The organism is Chitinophaga agri, assembly GCF_010093065.1.
Taxonomy (GTDB): Bacteria; Bacteroidota; Bacteroidia; order Chitinophagales; family Chitinophagaceae; genus Chitinophaga; species Chitinophaga agri.
On the sequence record NZ_CP048113.1, the window covers coordinates 1,508,575 to 1,524,117 of the forward strand.

Below are 15,543 nucleotides of genomic sequence, written 5' to 3' on the forward strand. Positions count from 1 at the left end.
AATTAGTACCCTTTGTTTTGTTCTAGTGATGGATTAACATCTGTCGCTTTTTTTGGAATAGGCAGTACCATTTTGTCGTCTTCAAATGACCTGTCCGGCAGACTCAGTTTTTCGCGCATCAGGTCTAGAAAATACTCTCCTTCAAATGCAAACTCTTTCCGGCGTTCTATCCTGATCCAGTTAATGACTTCTGCGGTAGTTTGTAGTTCGGCTCTTTCAGCAGCCGCATCTGCCCGCATTCTGATGGAATTCAGATCATTGACTGCCTGCGTCAGGTTCTCCAGGTGAGCCGCCGCTTCTGCCCTGATCAATACCATATCCGTGAGGCGCAGTACCTTAACAGGTGTCGCATTGGCAGCTGTTCCCTTATATTTCCCCGTCAGCAGGTAAGCAGTACCAGCGATTGTTCTGGGGATCAGCAATCCGGCAGTACCCCGTACGTCAGTTGCTGTATACTGGCGGGACAGCGCAGGACTCACGCCATACTGTAATTCAGTGCTATTGTCCCCGTAATAATTTCCCAATGTGGTACCGGCAAAGTTGCTTTCCAGCGCCAGTTCAAAGAGGGACTCACTGCTGGGTGTCCGGCTGCTCCAGCTGCCTGCATACTGCTGATTGGTCATCAGCGTACGGCCGCCATTCCTGATGACGTTGTCCGTATGATCATAGGCCTGCTGCCAGTTATGCTCATACAGATATACTTTAGCGAGCAATGCTTCTGCGCTGACCGCATTAAAAGTATACTGGGTGTATCCTCCACTCAGCAAAGGTGATGTACCGGAAAACAACCGGATGGCTGCTTCCAGATCATCCGTCACTGCCTTATAAGAACCTGCTGCCGTAGTCCTCACGGGCAACGGATCATTATACAATCTCGGTTTCAGATTAATGACAACACCGGCATGCGAGGCATCCGGCGTATAGCTGTACGGCCTTGCAAACAAACGTAACAGATCAAAATGCGCCAGTGCCCTCAGGCAACGGCCTTCCGCTTCCAGTCTTCTCAGGGCAGGATTCGTACTGTCACTAAGGCGGCTGGCACCTGTCAGTATATTATTGACGTTGTTGAGCAATGTGTAATACTGGTTATAGGTTTCATTCATCGCGCTGGTAGATGCGTCCTGCATGAAACTATAGACGTCCAGCAATTTGACATTCGTCTCTTTCAGGTAAATGATATTTCCAGCTACCAGATCAGGATAGACCATTCTGTTCGTATGGTATAGCTGCGTAGTCAGCAGCATACTATAAGCACCCGCCAGTGCGGCCTTTGCGCCGGATACATCGCTGAACACCACTTCATTGGACAGCTTATCCGTCGGCTCTACATCCAGCAGTTTCTCACAGCTGGTCAATGTTAAAAAAGCCATTGCCAGCGAGGCAGTTATTATCTTCTTCAGCATTTGTACTACGTTTTAAAGTCCAACTCTCACGCCCAGTGTATAGGAGCGCATTTCAGGGTACAAAAAGCGGAGTGCAGCAATACCGTTACGGGTATCGGATCCATTATCATTCTTATACCAGTAGAACACGTTCCTGACGTTGGCATACATACTCAGGTTCTCTATTGCCACCCTGTTCAGCAGTGACTTCGGGAACTGATAATTCACAGACAGATTAGATAATTTCAGGTATGTGATTTCCCGCAGATAGCGCGAAGAATTGATCACCAGTGTACGCGGATAGTAAAGTTTCGGAATGTCCGTTATGTCTCCAGGTTGCTGCCAGCGCTGCATCAGGTCGACGATCTGATTACGGTGATTCAGGTTACGGCCATCTGACTGAATATCCTTATTCAGAAAAACGCTGGAACCATATGCATATTCAATGTTCGCCGTTACCGTAAGCGGCCCGATCCTGAATGCATTCACAATACCTCCCTGGAACTTCGGCAGCCTGTTCCCCAATACCGTACCTGACGCTGTAGGCAACGCATTAATAGTAGCTGCATTTACCTTCTTACCAGTAGGATCATAGAACAGCTCCTCTCCTGTGGCAGGGTCTACGCCAGCCGACTTCCATCCCCAGATGGCAGATGTGCTCACCCCTGTTTGCGCCACCGCCTGATCCTCTCCTGAATACATCGGGGTATAGCCATTATTGAAACGCAGTATCTTGTTATTGTTGAAGCCTGTGTTAAATACAGTATTCCAGGAGAAGTTATCACGTTGCAGGTTAGTGCTGTTGATCGTCAGTTCAAACCCTTTGTTACGCATATCGGCAGCATTGACACTCATGGTACTAAAGCCGGTCTCCGGCGCAACATTGATACTGGAGATCATATCTTTAACGGTATTGTTATAATATTCTGCCACGATCTCCAGTCTTCCGAAGAGCGTTACATCGAGCCCCAGGTTCATTTTATAATTTTTCTCCCAGCTCAGGTCAGGATTAGGTGCAGCTGTACCATCGGGTACGGCGCCGGTATTCCCCTGATAATTACTACCACCGAATACATACAATCCACGGGCGGCATAACTACCTATACGACTGTTTCCGGTACTGCCATAGCTGGCACGCATACGCAGGAATGATAGTGTCCGGTTGTTCCGCAGTAAATTCTCATTGGAGATCACCCAGCCCACGCCCAGTGATGCATTCAGCGCCACCTGTTTGTCACCGCCAAATATGGACGACTTATCCGCTCTGATATTGACAGCAGTGTAATACTTTTTCTTATAATCATATGCCATCTGTGAATAATAGGATATTGTCGCGTTACCCATGGAAGAGGAAGCTGACGTCTGTGTAGCCGCATTGTTCAGGTTACGCAGTTTATCATAGGAAAAGCCTGTGCCTGTCCCCTTCAGCAGGTCTGTCTGCTGATCCTGTGCCTGTGTACCCGCAAGTATGTAGACATGATGATCCGGTGTGAGGTGCTTCTCATAAGCAGCCTGCAGAAAAGCGATCCATCCCAGGTTGCGGCGATCGAATACCTGCAGGAAACCATTGCGGGTACGACCCGTAGCATTTAATCCGGACAGGAAATTCACTTCCCTATTTGAATAGTAGTCAGCACCCACATTGGCCGTTACCTGCAATCCATCTGCGATCTTATAGGAAGCATTGGCGGAGCCTGTCATGGCAATACTTTTATGCCTGTCCTCATTCTGGTTCAGCACAGCAATAGGATTGGGTACATTCAAACCAGACAGCTCGTTGTAAGAACCGTCCGGGTTATAAGGAGAGATATTCGGCGGCAGCAGCACGTTATTATAAATATTCAACGCGTTCTGCGAGGTGATCGTCGGGCTCAGGTTCACTGCCAGTCGCATCCTGTCGCTGACCTCATGATCTACCCTGATACGGGCATAAATTTTCTCCAGGTCATTAGCTAGTGAACTGGCATGCTGTTTCAGGTAGCCACCGGATAAACGGAAGGTCGTTCCCTGTTTACCACCACTCAGGTCCATGTTCACGTTGTGGTAGCTGGCATTACGGTTTGTCAGTCCGAACCAGTCGGTATCAATAGTTTTACTGCCGGATAATTGTTCCGCCATTGCAGGTGTCATGCCGTTATTAATATATGTCTCACGTAACAGCTCGTAATACTGCGGACCGTTCAGGTATTTTATCTGATTGATAAAGGTGGACACACCGGTTTTATAATCGACATTCAGCCGCGTCTTTCCACTGGCACCTGCTTTGGTGGTAATGATGATCACACCATTAGCCGCATTGGCACCATAGATAGCAGAAGCTGCAGCATCCTTCAGTACAGAGATCGACTTTATGTCAGCCGGATTGATATTAGACAGCGGATTAAGGTAATTCTCGTTCGCAAAACTGCTATGTTCATCGCCACGTTGCTGCTCATACAGCGGTATACCATCAATTACATATAAAGGCTGCGTCGAAGTAGTACGGCCGCCGCCGATAGCCGTGAGTGAACCCTGTCCGCGGATGTTCACCTTCACGGGTGTGTTCAGTGACGTATTCGTTTCCACGTACACACCGGCCACCATGCCTTCCAGCATCTTGTCAATACTCTCGATGGGTCTGTCGGTTTGCAGGGCAGCGGCGTTCAGCTGGCTGATACTTCCCACGAATTCTTCCCTGCGTCTGTCTTTTGTATAGGAGCTGGTCACCACTACTTCCGCCATCTTCAGCGGATTATCCTGTAGTGTGACGGACATCCTGGTTTGCGATGTAATGATCACCTGCTGTGGTTCCATACCAATATAACGGAATATCAGTGTGAAGCTGGCGGGTCTTTCCTGCGGGAAGCGGAAGATGAACTCTCCATGGCTATTCGTAGTGGTCGCCTCTTTTGTTTCTTTGATGACAACACTGACACCAGGCAATGGCTGTTTGTCACTCTGGCTATACACCACACCGGCAATATTCCTGTCAGCGGAAGTCGTCTGTCTGTAAGCCGCTGTAATGGCGTTACCGATCTGCTTGTAGGTGGTATTCGACAAGCGGCCCAGTTGTTGTAATGCCTGGTCCAGCGGGCCTTTAAATTGCATAGTGACCAGCTGATCACCTTTCACCGTATTCTCATCATAGTTAAATGAGATACCCGTCTGTATTTGCAGACTGGCATAGATATTCTTCAGCGGCTGTTGTGTAGCGTCGATCCTGACAGCGTACTGCTGCCAGGGTTTGAGGCCCTGTGCGGTGACCTGCAATTGTGCAGTGAATAAGATAATAAGTCCCACCAGGCGATTGATGAACCGCCTCCGGATGCCTGCAATAATGTTGTTCATATGCTATACGCTTTTACGTAGCTGTCCCTGCATTTATGAAGTGATAAATGCTTTCATTGTCACTATTGTATAAATACTGTATCGTTTGCTATGCTGTATTGAAGGTCGTTGGCAAAGCAGATGCTGGCTACGACCTGTTTGTACCCGACATTATCAAAATGGCCGGTGTACTGCATGTTCATCACCTTAGACCGGTTGATGCAGGTAATGTTATAGAGTCGCTTCAGCTGTAATGCGATCTCCGGAAAATCCGCGTGATTGAAATAGAGTTTATTATCTCTCCAGCCCAGTTCTGCTGACCTGTCGAAGGTAGATTTCTCCAAAGTGGCCTCTGCTGCGTTATAGGTAATACTTTCATTTGGCACAAGAATGACGCCATCCGGATTGGTAACCGCTACTTTCACTTTACCTTCTACGAGCGCCACCCTGCTCTTACCGGATTCCGGATAATAGCTCATATTAAAGGAAGTTCCCAGTACTTTTACCATCATGTCTCCCCCCTGTACGATAAACACTCTATTTTCGTTGCGGGCAATGGTAAAAAAGGCCTCACCGTCCAGTTTGACGATCAGGGAGTCTTTTGCTGCTGTTATGGCGTACTGGATATTTGTACCGGCGTTCAGCTGGATCACAGATCCATCGGGCAGTTCAATGGTGGTACGCTGCGTAGGAGCGCTACTGAAAGACGTCCAGTTCAATGGTTGTGGTCTGCTACGGGTGCGTGCGGTGAACAGCCATATACCAGCCATCACCAGGATACCTGCCATTACTGCCGCAGCCGTAAAGGTACGCAGCCGGTGGCGGGGTGCAGGCGGTAATACCCGTTCCTGTGCGGTCGCGTCCACAGCTGGTTGCTGAGAGAGGAATGCCAGCATTCTGGCCTGTTCAGCGTCAAATTCATGTTGAGGGAGATGCCCGAGTAGTCTGGCCAGTATGGACTCTGCTGCCATGATCTCCGCCAGCTTATCCGGATTACACCTGATCCAGTGCTGCCAGAAGGCGACATCATGTTCATCCGATTGCTGAAAATACCTGATGAATGATTCATCCGCTGCAAAATCCTCCGCCTTGTAAAGTTTAAAATCCATGAAGCAACAATCCCTTTTATACCAGTGCAGCAAATGCCTCATTTTTACCCCGGATCACCGAACTTTTTTTCAGGAAAAGAGAAAAATCATGGGAGCAAGCAGTGTACGCAGGCATTTACGCATGATTTTCAGCGCTTCATGTAACTTATTATATATCGTCCGTGGCTGGAGGGAAAGTTGGGCGGCTATCTGTTCGTAGGTAAAATTTTCGTAGTATTTAAGACGTAATATCGCCTGCTGAGTGGCCGACAACTGGCTCATAAAGTGTCGCAGCTTAAAGGCCGTTTCTGCATCCTGCTCTGCGTTGACCAGCATATCTTCATAAGACTGCTCCGCCCCATGCTGTACATCAGATATTTCTTCCGCATTGATGCTCAGGACTTTTACTTCCTTCAGGATCTTACGCTTCAGATAGGTAAAGAGATACGCCCTGGGCTGTTGTACGAGTGGTAATGTCGCCCTGGCGGACCACAGCTCACAAAAGACCTCATGAATACAGTCTTTTACCACCTGGGAATTGTTGTGCACACGGAACCCGAATGTATATAATGGCTGATAGTACGCATTATATAACTCCATAAATGCGGACTGGTCCCCATTTATCATACATCTCCAAAGTGCAGGTGCATCCAACGGCAAATTATTTACATGACAAAATACAAAGAGGTTGCAAATCTCTCAATAGATCGGCTATAATATTTAGCGATCAGGGAAAAATATTTACGCAATCGGGAAAAATGCCGGCATTCGGGTGTCAACCTGACAAGCTATTATTAATACTGCCTTAACATTGTACTTCTATATTTGCTACCATCAAAACAGTGACCTGATGGCTTACTCTTCCCTGACTGAAATATTGCTCCAAGACTGGCTGACAGGTAATGACACCCACTTCAAGCCGTTATTTGAGTTCTATTCCCCTCGTCTGAAACGCTATGCAGCCGGTTTTACCGGCGACCGTAACACCGGGGAAGAACTAGCCATGAACGTGCTCCTGAAGGTATGGCAGCAAAAAGAACGGATCAGCCATATCCGCGATTTCGATAGCTACCTGTTTACAATGATGCGTCATGAGGTGATCAGCATGATACGCCGGAAAAGGACCATCACTGATGCGCTTAGTGACACCACCGACGAAACACCCGCCCCTGAAAACATCAATGACACCATCAGTTACCGGGAGCTTTTACACCGCTACCGCCAGTGCCTGGACAAGTTACCTCCCCGTCGCCGGGAAGCATTCATCCTCAACCGGGAAAGAGGTATGAGCTATGCGGAAATCGCTGCGACCCTGAATGTATCTGTCTTCACTGTTCAGAACCATATCGCCTCTTCTCTTAAACTAATGCGTACAGAACTGCATGACTATGCTGACTTCCTCCCTATCGTCGCTGTCATTTCCATCCCAATGTTAACTGTATATTAATTCAGCCTTACCGGATAGTTTGACCCTATGACACCTGTCGTCCTTTAGTACGAACAAGTTACTATGGCCAATCATCCACCCGGCAGCGAACAACTCGTCGCCTACTTTGAAGGTAATATCACTGACGCTGCCACCAGGGCTGCTATTGAAAGCTATATCGCTGCGGACACTGAGCCACAGAAGATAGAAGCGGCGATGCAGCAGGCCTGGAAAAACCTACCTGAACCAGCTATACCAGCAGCACCGGCCGACTGGGACAAATTCCGTATGATAGCGGGTATCCGTCAGCCGAAGACAGGCTTTATCCGTCCGATGCTGGCGGCAGCAGCTACGTTGTTGTTACTGGCATCCCTCGGTACTTTCTACTTTATCTCTCATAGCATGCAGCCTGCACAGGCTATTGTATGGCAGGAGGTATCTGCAGGGCCCCGTGAACTACGTAAAGTGCAACTGGCAGATGGCAGTACCCTCACGCTGTTCCCGGGGTCTGTTATCCGGTATAACAATCTGTATAATGAAAAGACCAGGGAAATCCGTCTGCAGGGGAGGGCGTATTTTGATGTGGCAGCAGTGGCCAATAAACCTTTCCTTGTCACTACCGGCCACTATACCACGCAGGTGCTGGGCACATCTTTCGATATTGCAGAAAGGACTGAGGAGAAAACGATCCGTATCGTACTGGTATCCGGGAAAGTGAGGCTGCTGAACGGAAGAAGGCAGCCGGTATCCGACCTTCAACCCAATCAGCAGCTTACACTACATACCGGCAATGCACAATATAATATCCTGCCTGTAGCCGCACAATCCACGATCAGCTGGACGTCGGGACGTCTCTCCTACGACCAGGTCACATTGGAAGAAGTATGCCGGGAACTGGCCGCCTGGTACGGCACGACCATTAAGATTCAACGCAAAGATTTAGGGACAAAGCGTATCACCGCCGATTTTGAACGGATGCCCTTACCAACCGTCATGCATATACTGTCAGAAACAGCTGGCTTTACGTATAGGGAGGTAGCTGACAAGATTGAACTGTATTAATGAGCGATCAGGGATTGGAGTCAGGAATTGAGTTGCTCTGGGCGGAAGACAATTCTTTATCACCCTATACTAACCATCATGATTGATTGCTAAATAAATAAAAACGCCCTGTAGCAGCAGGGCGCCTTTCGCAACTGACTGGTTTGTCAGCCAAGTAAACCTGTATGCAGGCTTGAACCACCTGCAATGAAATCAACTGTAAAGTAATGAAAACATTTTTAACGCATCGTTTACTGATGCTCTTTTTCCTGTTGACGGTCGGCAGCCGGCTCCTGGCACAGCAGCCACTCGAACGGATGATCACCTTCAAAGGCAGCACGATCACCGTACAGCAATTCATCCAGCAGGTAAAAGGTCAGCAGCAGCTGCAGTTTACCTTTGATGAAGATGTAAATGCCCTGCTTTCCCGTACAGTACACATCCGCAAAACGGCTGCATCCCTGAAAGAGGCCCTTGACTGGTTGTCAGCTGATGCGTCCATCCATTGCCGGATCCTCAACAACTATGCGATCCTTAGCGTGGCACCCACAAAACAGCCTGCTTCAACGCCAGCAGGACCGTCGGCTACGGAACTACCCCAACCGTCAACTAAAGCCCTGGGCGAGGTGGTCGTAACAGCGTTAGGTATCAAAAAGAATGAACGCAACCTGGGATATTCCGTTGCACAGCTTTCTTCAAAAGATGTCAGCGATGTTCCTCAGCCAAACGTGCTGAATAGTCTGGCGGCCCGTGTACCAGGCGTGAGCATCCGGAGTACCGGTGCTGATCCGGGATCAAGTGTAATGGTGACTATCCGCGGACAATCATCCATCAGCAAGGACAACCAGCCATTATATGTCGTAGATGGTGTGCCGGTGGCTCCTGCTATCCAGAATCCGGCACAGGCGGTTGATGGTAAACAGACCATCGACTATGGCAGTCCGATCAGCGATATCAGTGCTGATGATATTGCCAGCATTACAGTACTGAAGGGGGCTAGTGCTGCCGCCTTATATGGCAGCCGCGCCGGTTCAGGCGTGATCCTCATTACGACCAAGTCTGGTTCAGCTAAGAAAGGACTGGGCGTCAGCTTCAACTCCACCGCGATGTACAATAAGGCATGGATGTTCCCGCACTTTCAGAACGAATTTGGTTCCGGCGATATGACAGAAAGTGTTAACACCATCAGCACCGGCGCCTGGGGGCCCAAGCTGAATACCGGCCGTAAACTGGTACAGTGGAACAGCCCGCTGGATGAAAACGGAGATCCGGTACCACTGGACTGGGTAGCCTACCCCAACCGTGCAAAGGACTTCTTCCGCACCGGGCAGACCTACACCAACAACATTGCTGTATCCAAAAACACCGATGCCGGCAACTTCCGGCTCTCTTATGGCAACATGCAGAATAAAGGTATCGTTCCCAACACGGATCTGAAACGTGATAACCTCACTTTCTCCGGTACCTACCACCTGAACAGATCTGTTCACCTGAGCACCAACCTGGCCTACGCCAATAACCGGAGTCATAACCGTCCGTCGGCCTATACCGAAAGCGTGACCATGCAGGTATACAAACTCACTCCGAACGTAGACATCAATGCCCTGCGTAACTACTGGGTACCTGGTAAAGAGGGCTTACAACAGTATAATCCGTACAGTACAGATGACAATCCATTCCTGATCGCCTATGAAGAAACCAACAGTTATAAGCGTAACCGCATTACAGGGAACGTACAGGCCTCTTTTGACATCAGACCGGACCTTACCCTCATGTTGCGTACCGGACTCGATTATTACGCCTTAAATGAAGATCAGCGCAGACCATTCAGTGCCAAACGTAATCCGAAGGGCGCCTATGTAATAGAGAATGACAATTTCAAGGAGCAGAACAGCGACTTCCTCCTGACCTACAAACCATCATTAAAGAATGATTTCAAAGTATCGGTTGCTGTGGGCGGTAACCGCATGGACCAGGAAACCCTGTCCAATCAGCAGTCAACCGGTAGCCTGACCCTTCCCGGCGTATACAACCTCTCCAATGCTGCGGCAGGTGCATTGGTAAATACACAGTCCTATCGCCGGAAACGCATCAATAGTGTGTATGCTATCGGTGAAGTGAGCTATAAGAACTACCTCTTCCTGAACCTTACTGCACGTAATGACTGGAGCAGTACACTGCCTAAAGCGAATAACTCCTACTTCTACCCGTCGGTATCCCTGAGCGCTGTTGTATCGGACATGCTGGACATGAAATGGGATCAACTGTCTTATCTGAAACTGCGTGCCAACTGGTCACAGGTAGGTTCTGACACAGACCCTTATCAGCTATATAACACCGTGCCCTTCGATACGGACTGGGGCAGTGTGAAACGTGCGACGATCAGTTTCAACCAGAAAAACAGTCTGCTGAAACCTGAAATCGCCACTTCCTATGAAGCTGGTGTCGATGCGGCCTTCTTCAAAGACCGTCTGGGATTCAATGTCACCTGGTATAAAACCAACAACCGTAACCAGATCATTCAGGTCCCTACCACCATCGCTTCAGGTGCCAGCACGATGCTGATCAATGCTGGTAATATCCAGAACAGCGGCTGGGAAGCAGGACTGAACCTGGTGCCTGTAAAGACCGCTGACTTCAGCTGGAAGTCTGATATTAACTTTACCCGCAACGTTAACAAGGTCATTGAACTGACACCCGCTGTTACCAGCTATATGCTCGGCAGCACAGATGGCAGCAATATCGAATACCTGATCAGAGAAGGTACGAAGATGGGCGACTTCTACACCAGGAGCTGGGTGAAAGTAAAAGAAGGACCATATGCCGGTCAGGCGTTACTGAACAGCAACGGCCTGCAACAACAGGATGCAGACTTTGTAAAGATCGGCAACTACAATCCTGACTTTACGATGGGTTTCAATAACAATTTCCGGTACAGGAACCTCAGCTTAAATTTCCTGTTAGACTGGCGTAAAGGTGGCGCCTATTACTCCTATGTGGCGAAAAGCCTGATCCAGGATGGGCGTACGACCAACACCCTCCGCGGACGTGATACAGAACATGGCGGTCTGACATGGACAGATGCCAATGGTACTGTAAGACATGATGGTATGATCATGGAAGGTGTACTGGCGAATGGTGATGGCACCTACAGACCTAATGATGTCATCATTGATGCCGCCACCTATTATGACAACAAGTACTGGAAATACTACGAAAACGAAACCTATACCGCTACCTATGTTAAGCTGAAAGAGGTATCGCTCACCTATGTATTCAACCGCAACGTGATGCAGCATATCCCCTTCCTGAGCACCCTGTCGCTGTCACTGATCGGTAATAACCTGTATACCTGGGCAGCTGCAAAGAATGGCTATGATCCGGAGATCACGATGAGCCTTTCCAGCCAGCGTTACCAGGGTGTAGGGCACTGGACATTACCGGGCACCCGCTCTTACGGCGCGAAACTCAGTTGTAACTTTTAATCAATGACACCATGAAACGATCCAATATATTATACTACCTGCTTACGGCGATCACATTTACAGCTTGTACTAAAGATTTCGAAGAGATCAATAGTAATCCGAACAGTCCTGCAGAAACAAGACCGGAATACCATCTTACAGCAGCCATCACGCAAACCGCATATGCGTATGCAGAGAATGGATTTGCCAGAAGGCCGGCCGCACTTGGCCGCTACATTACCCTGATCCGGAATAACGATTATGAACTGTTCCGCTGGACATCGGTTGACTGGTCCGACATCTATCAGCGGGCAATGATCGTCAAAACCATGCAGCAGGAAGGCGAAGGTACCGGTCAGCCGGCATATATAGCCGCAGGCAATGTCCTGCTGGCATTCAACATGGCCTACCTCACCGACCTCTATGGTGATGTGCCCTATTCCAAAGCATTGCAGTCGGTAGAAAGCGGTAATATCAAACCTGCATACGATCGTCAGGAGGATATTTATAAAAGTCTGCTGACCCTCCTGAAAGACGCCAACACACAACTGAAAAATGCCGGTAACGGATTGAATACTTCTGCGGATGCCATGTTCAAAGGCGATGCCCTGAAATGGCGTAAACTGGCGAACTCTCTACGCCTGCGCTTACTGCTGCGTTGCTCCAAACATTATGCGGCCGCTTTTACCGATATGCAGGAGATCCTGGACAACAAAGCCGAGTTTCCCATCATGGAAAGCAATGCGGACAATACCGAAGTAGCGTACCTGGGTGTGAAGAAAGATGATAGCTGGGCAGGCGGACCGCTGAATATGATCGACAATGACTTTCTGAAGACGAAGGCCAGTAAAGAGCTGGTAGATATACTGACCGAACGTAATGACCCCAGACTTGAATTATGGATTGCACCTGTCAGCAGCCGCGAAGGAGCGACAATTGACAAGAACCTGTATGTCGGCATCCCGCATGCATATACCAATCCGGCGGATTATAACGGCGGTGAAACACACCAGTCTACCCTTTCCTCCTATTTCAGAACAGACAAACCTGCTACGTTCAAAGCGAGCCTGATGCTCTATGCTGAAGTGTGTTTCATCATTGCCGAAGCGGTACAGCAAGGGAAAGTGACCATGACAGGGAGTGATGCAGCGACGATGTATAAAAATGGTATTGCCGCTTCAATGGAATACTATGGGCTAACCAGCGAAGCAGCCAAACGTGACTACTACAACCAGGCCAGCGTGAAATACGATGGTACATTGCAACAGCTCATCACGCAGAAATGGATCGCCATGACCTTCCGTGGCGCCGAAGGATGGTTTGATTACAGACGTACCGGCTATCCGGCGTTTAAGGTGGGTCCGATGGCATTCCAGCCAACCTTCCCCGTGAGATACGCCTGGCCGACATCAGAGCAGGACGTGAACCTGGATAATTACAAAGCCGCTATCAAAGTATTCGGCGCAGATGACATCAATACAAAAATGTGGTACCTGCAATAATCAGACAGATGGAAAAAAAGACAATTGCCAGAAGAAAATTCCTGTCACGGTTCCTGCAGACCGGCGCGCTGCTTCCCTTAGCGGGAGCAGCCACCCTTGCCAGGGGCGCGGCGACCACCACGGCACTACCGGCAACAGGATATACCGCGACCGACCTGCCTGACCGTATCATACTGACCATTACAAAAGATCCTGCAACGAGTGCTACTATCAACTGGAGAACAGGCAGCGGGGTGACCAGCACGTTCCTGGAATATGCAACGGCTGATGCACATCCTGAGTTTGTCAAAAATGCAACACGTATCGCGGCACAAAGTGAGCCATTCAAACTGGATACATTGCATGTGGTTTATCACCGGATCACGCTCACCGGGTTGCACCCGTCCACACTTTATACGTACAGAGTTGGCAGCGACAATGGGTGGAGCGAGTGGCTACAGTTCCAGACAGCCGCTGCCACACCGCGTAAAACATCTTTTATCTATCTCGGTGACGCTCAGGTAGGCATCCGCCCTTTCTGGAGCCGCGTCATCAGAAAAGCTTATGCACAATTGCCGGATGCACAGGTGATCATTCATGCCGGCGACCTGGTGAACCGTGCCAACAACGATGACGAATGGGGTCAATGGTTTGAGGCAGGTGGCTACATCCATGGCAGTATCCCTTCCCTGGTGACACCGGGCAATCACGAGTATACCCATGAGGACGGACAGCCACACCTCTCCCTGTTCTGGAAACAACAGTTCTCCCTGCCGGGCAATGGTACCGGCAATGAGCAGCTGGAAGGTTCTGTATTCTATGCAGACATACAGGGTGTGCGGTTCATTTCATTGAACACGATGATGATGGAAGAGGCCACATCAGACAGTCTGATAGATACACAAAAGAAATGGCTGGAAGATACACTGGCAAAGAATCCTAACAAGTGGACCGTAGTCACCATGCACCACCCGGTCTTCTCTACGAAAAAAGGCCGGTATAATGAGAAAGTGAGAACGCACTTCAAACCAATATTTGATCAGTACAAAGTGGACATTGTACTACAGGGACATGATCACGCATATGGCAGAGGCATGCAGCAGATAGCACCTTATGGCACCGCATATGTAGTGTCAGTAAGCGGATCAAAAATGTATGAACATGAGAAAATGGAATGGGCGGACATAGTAGCGGGGCATCTGCAGCTATATCACCTGATCACTATTGAAGACGACACACTGGCCTTTCATTCCCACCTGGCTACCGGCGCACTGTTCGACTCGTTTACGCTGCAAAAGCGGCGCAACAAGCCGAACAGGTTTACAGAAGGTAAAAGAAAATAATTACTTATTTTTTAGCCATCCGTTATCGCGTAACCAGTTCTCCAGGCGATCAAACCAATGTTCATCCGGATTACTCGTACGCATCCCAAAGCCATGACCACCGCGCTGGTAGACGTGCAGTTCCGCCGGGACCTGCTGTTTTACCAGTGCGGTGTAAAAGGCGATACTGTTTCCTACTACCACTGCCTTATCATCTGTAGCATGTACCAGGAATGCAGGCGGTGTTGTCTTTGTTACGTGCAGCTCATTGCTGAAGGCCCTTACTTTTTCAGGAGAGGCATCTGCCCCGATCAGATTTTTCTTTGACCCCATATGTGTCAGGCTGTCTTCCATACTAATGACAGGATATACTAGCACCAGAAAATCGGGACGCAGATTAATATTTTCCTTGTTAGGGATGTAAGACTGACCAAAATGCGTACCGGCCGTAGCAGCCAGGTGTCCACCCGCGGAAGATCCCATTAGTCCGACCCTGTTAGTATCTACATGCCATTCCGCCGCATGCTGACGTAGCAGCCGGATAGCCTGTTGCGCATCCTGTAGTGGGCCTATATTGCGGTCCCACATAGTAGCGTCGTCAGGCATTCTATATTTGAGTACCAGGACAGTGATACCCAGTTCATTGAGCCTTCTTGCAAAATTGATACCCTCGTGGGTGTAAGCCAGTCCACTGTAGCCGCCACCCGGACATACCACCATAGCAGCACCGTTCGCCTTCTCCGCTGGTGCACGAAATAACTGTACCATCGGAACGGATACTTTTTCAAAGGAGATACTGCCGTTCTGTTCACGTTTGACCTCATTGTCAGGCGCGTTGCGGCTGTTGACAATACTGTCCGGATACAGTGGCATGAACTGCTGTGCTTTTGTAACAGTGGAAATTGCCGTCATTACTATCAGGCTGATGATACATATTTTCATGTGGAATATTTTTCTTCGAGAGAAAGATAGGGCATGCCGTTGAGTTATTATAGTATTTATTGACCAGCTGGCACCAATTCACTGGTCATTA

The 15,543-nt window shown here is 49.1% G+C and carries 10 protein-coding genes; 5 read left to right on the forward strand and 5 right to left on the reverse strand.

Annotated elements, in window-relative coordinates:
• Nucleotides 1-2 precede the first annotated feature (2 nt).
• The 4 genes from GWR21_RS05560 to GWR21_RS05575 all read right to left on the reverse strand — a co-directional run bounded on the left by GWR21_RS05560 (nucleotide 3) and on the right by GWR21_RS05575 (nucleotide 6,376).
• Nucleotides 3-1,403 carry a RagB/SusD family nutrient uptake outer membrane protein gene (locus GWR21_RS05560; protein WP_162330779.1) on the reverse strand — a complete coding sequence of 467 codons (1,401 nt, stop codon included), beginning with the start codon at nucleotides 1,401-1,403 and terminating at the stop codon, nucleotides 3-5.
• 12 nt (nucleotides 1,404-1,415) lie between these two features.
• Complete coding sequence (locus tag GWR21_RS05565) at nucleotides 1,416-4,709, reverse strand: SusC/RagA family TonB-linked outer membrane protein (protein WP_162330780.1); 3,294 nt, start codon at nucleotides 4,707-4,709, stop codon at nucleotides 1,416-1,418.
• Nucleotides 4,710-4,771: 62 nt separating this feature from the next.
• Complete coding sequence (locus tag GWR21_RS05570) at nucleotides 4,772-5,797, reverse strand: FecR family protein (protein WP_162330781.1); 1,026 nt, start codon at nucleotides 5,795-5,797, stop codon at nucleotides 4,772-4,774.
• A 69-nt stretch (nucleotides 5,798-5,866) separates the two neighbouring features.
• The gene (locus GWR21_RS05575; RefSeq protein WP_162330782.1) at nucleotides 5,867-6,376 is read right to left on the reverse strand and encodes an RNA polymerase sigma factor; all 510 of its coding nucleotides are present in this window, start codon (nucleotides 6,374-6,376) and stop codon (nucleotides 5,867-5,869) included.
• A gap of 250 nt (nucleotides 6,377-6,626) precedes the next feature.
• On the opposite strand from GWR21_RS05575, the gene GWR21_RS05580 reads away from it, so the two are divergent.
• From GWR21_RS05580 to GWR21_RS05600, 5 genes are all read left to right on the forward strand, one after another.
• Nucleotides 6,627-7,223 (forward strand): RNA polymerase sigma-70 factor, encoded by a 597-nt coding sequence (locus GWR21_RS05580; RefSeq protein WP_162330783.1) that lies wholly within the window; start codon nucleotides 6,627-6,629, stop codon nucleotides 7,221-7,223.
• Between the two features lie 63 nt (nucleotides 7,224-7,286).
• Complete coding sequence (locus GWR21_RS05585; RefSeq protein ID WP_162330784.1) at nucleotides 7,287-8,264, forward strand: FecR family protein; 978 nt, start codon at nucleotides 7,287-7,289, stop codon at nucleotides 8,262-8,264.
• Between the two features lie 206 nt (nucleotides 8,265-8,470).
• Nucleotides 8,471-11,728, forward strand: coding sequence for a SusC/RagA family TonB-linked outer membrane protein (locus tag GWR21_RS05590; RefSeq protein ID WP_202929051.1), 3,258 nt, complete (start codon nucleotides 8,471-8,473; stop codon nucleotides 11,726-11,728).
• Nucleotides 11,729-11,739: 11 nt separating this feature from the next.
• Nucleotides 11,740-13,209 carry a SusD/RagB family nutrient-binding outer membrane lipoprotein gene (locus GWR21_RS05595; RefSeq protein ID WP_162330785.1) on the forward strand — a complete coding sequence of 490 codons (1,470 nt, stop codon included), beginning with the start codon at nucleotides 11,740-11,742 and terminating at the stop codon, nucleotides 13,207-13,209.
• A gap of 8 nt (nucleotides 13,210-13,217) precedes the next feature.
• Nucleotides 13,218-14,531, forward strand: coding sequence for a purple acid phosphatase family protein (locus GWR21_RS05600; RefSeq protein ID WP_162330786.1), 1,314 nt, complete (start codon nucleotides 13,218-13,220; stop codon nucleotides 14,529-14,531).
• On the opposite strand, the gene GWR21_RS05605 is transcribed toward GWR21_RS05600, so the two are convergent.
• On the reverse strand, nucleotides 14,532-15,452 hold the full coding sequence (locus GWR21_RS05605) for an alpha/beta hydrolase (protein ID WP_162330787.1): 921 nt from the start codon (nucleotides 15,450-15,452) through the stop codon (nucleotides 14,532-14,534).
• Between the last annotated feature and the right edge of the window lie 91 nt (nucleotides 15,453-15,543).

Excerpts from the sequence above, each read along its gene's own strand:
- GWR21_RS05590 (WP_202929051.1), top strand. The coding sequence starts at position 8,471 with ATGAAAACATTTTTAACGCATCGTTTACTGATGCTCTTTTTCCTGTTG.
- GWR21_RS05595 (WP_162330785.1), top strand. The coding sequence starts at position 11,740 with ATGAAACGATCCAATATATTATACTACCTGCTTACGGCGATCACATTT.
- GWR21_RS05570 (WP_162330781.1), bottom strand. The coding sequence starts at position 5,797 with ATGGATTTTAAACTTTACAAGGCGGAGGATTTTGCAGCGGATGAATCA.
- GWR21_RS05585 (WP_162330784.1), top strand. The coding sequence starts at position 7,287 with ATGGCCAATCATCCACCCGGCAGCGAACAACTCGTCGCCTACTTTGAA.
- GWR21_RS05560 (WP_162330779.1), bottom strand. The coding sequence starts at position 1,403 with ATGCTGAAGAAGATAATAACTGCCTCGCTGGCAATGGCTTTTTTAACA.
- GWR21_RS05600 (WP_162330786.1), top strand. The coding sequence starts at position 13,218 with ATGGAAAAAAAGACAATTGCCAGAAGAAAATTCCTGTCACGGTTCCTG.
- GWR21_RS05575 (WP_162330782.1), bottom strand. The coding sequence starts at position 6,376 with ATGGAGTTATATAATGCGTACTATCAGCCATTATATACATTCGGGTTC.
- GWR21_RS05565 (WP_162330780.1), bottom strand. The coding sequence starts at position 4,709 with ATGAACAACATTATTGCAGGCATCCGGAGGCGGTTCATCAATCGCCTG.
- GWR21_RS05580 (WP_162330783.1), top strand. The coding sequence starts at position 6,627 with ATGGCTTACTCTTCCCTGACTGAAATATTGCTCCAAGACTGGCTGACA.
- GWR21_RS05605 (WP_162330787.1), bottom strand. The coding sequence starts at position 15,452 with ATGAAAATATGTATCATCAGCCTGATAGTAATGACGGCAATTTCCACT.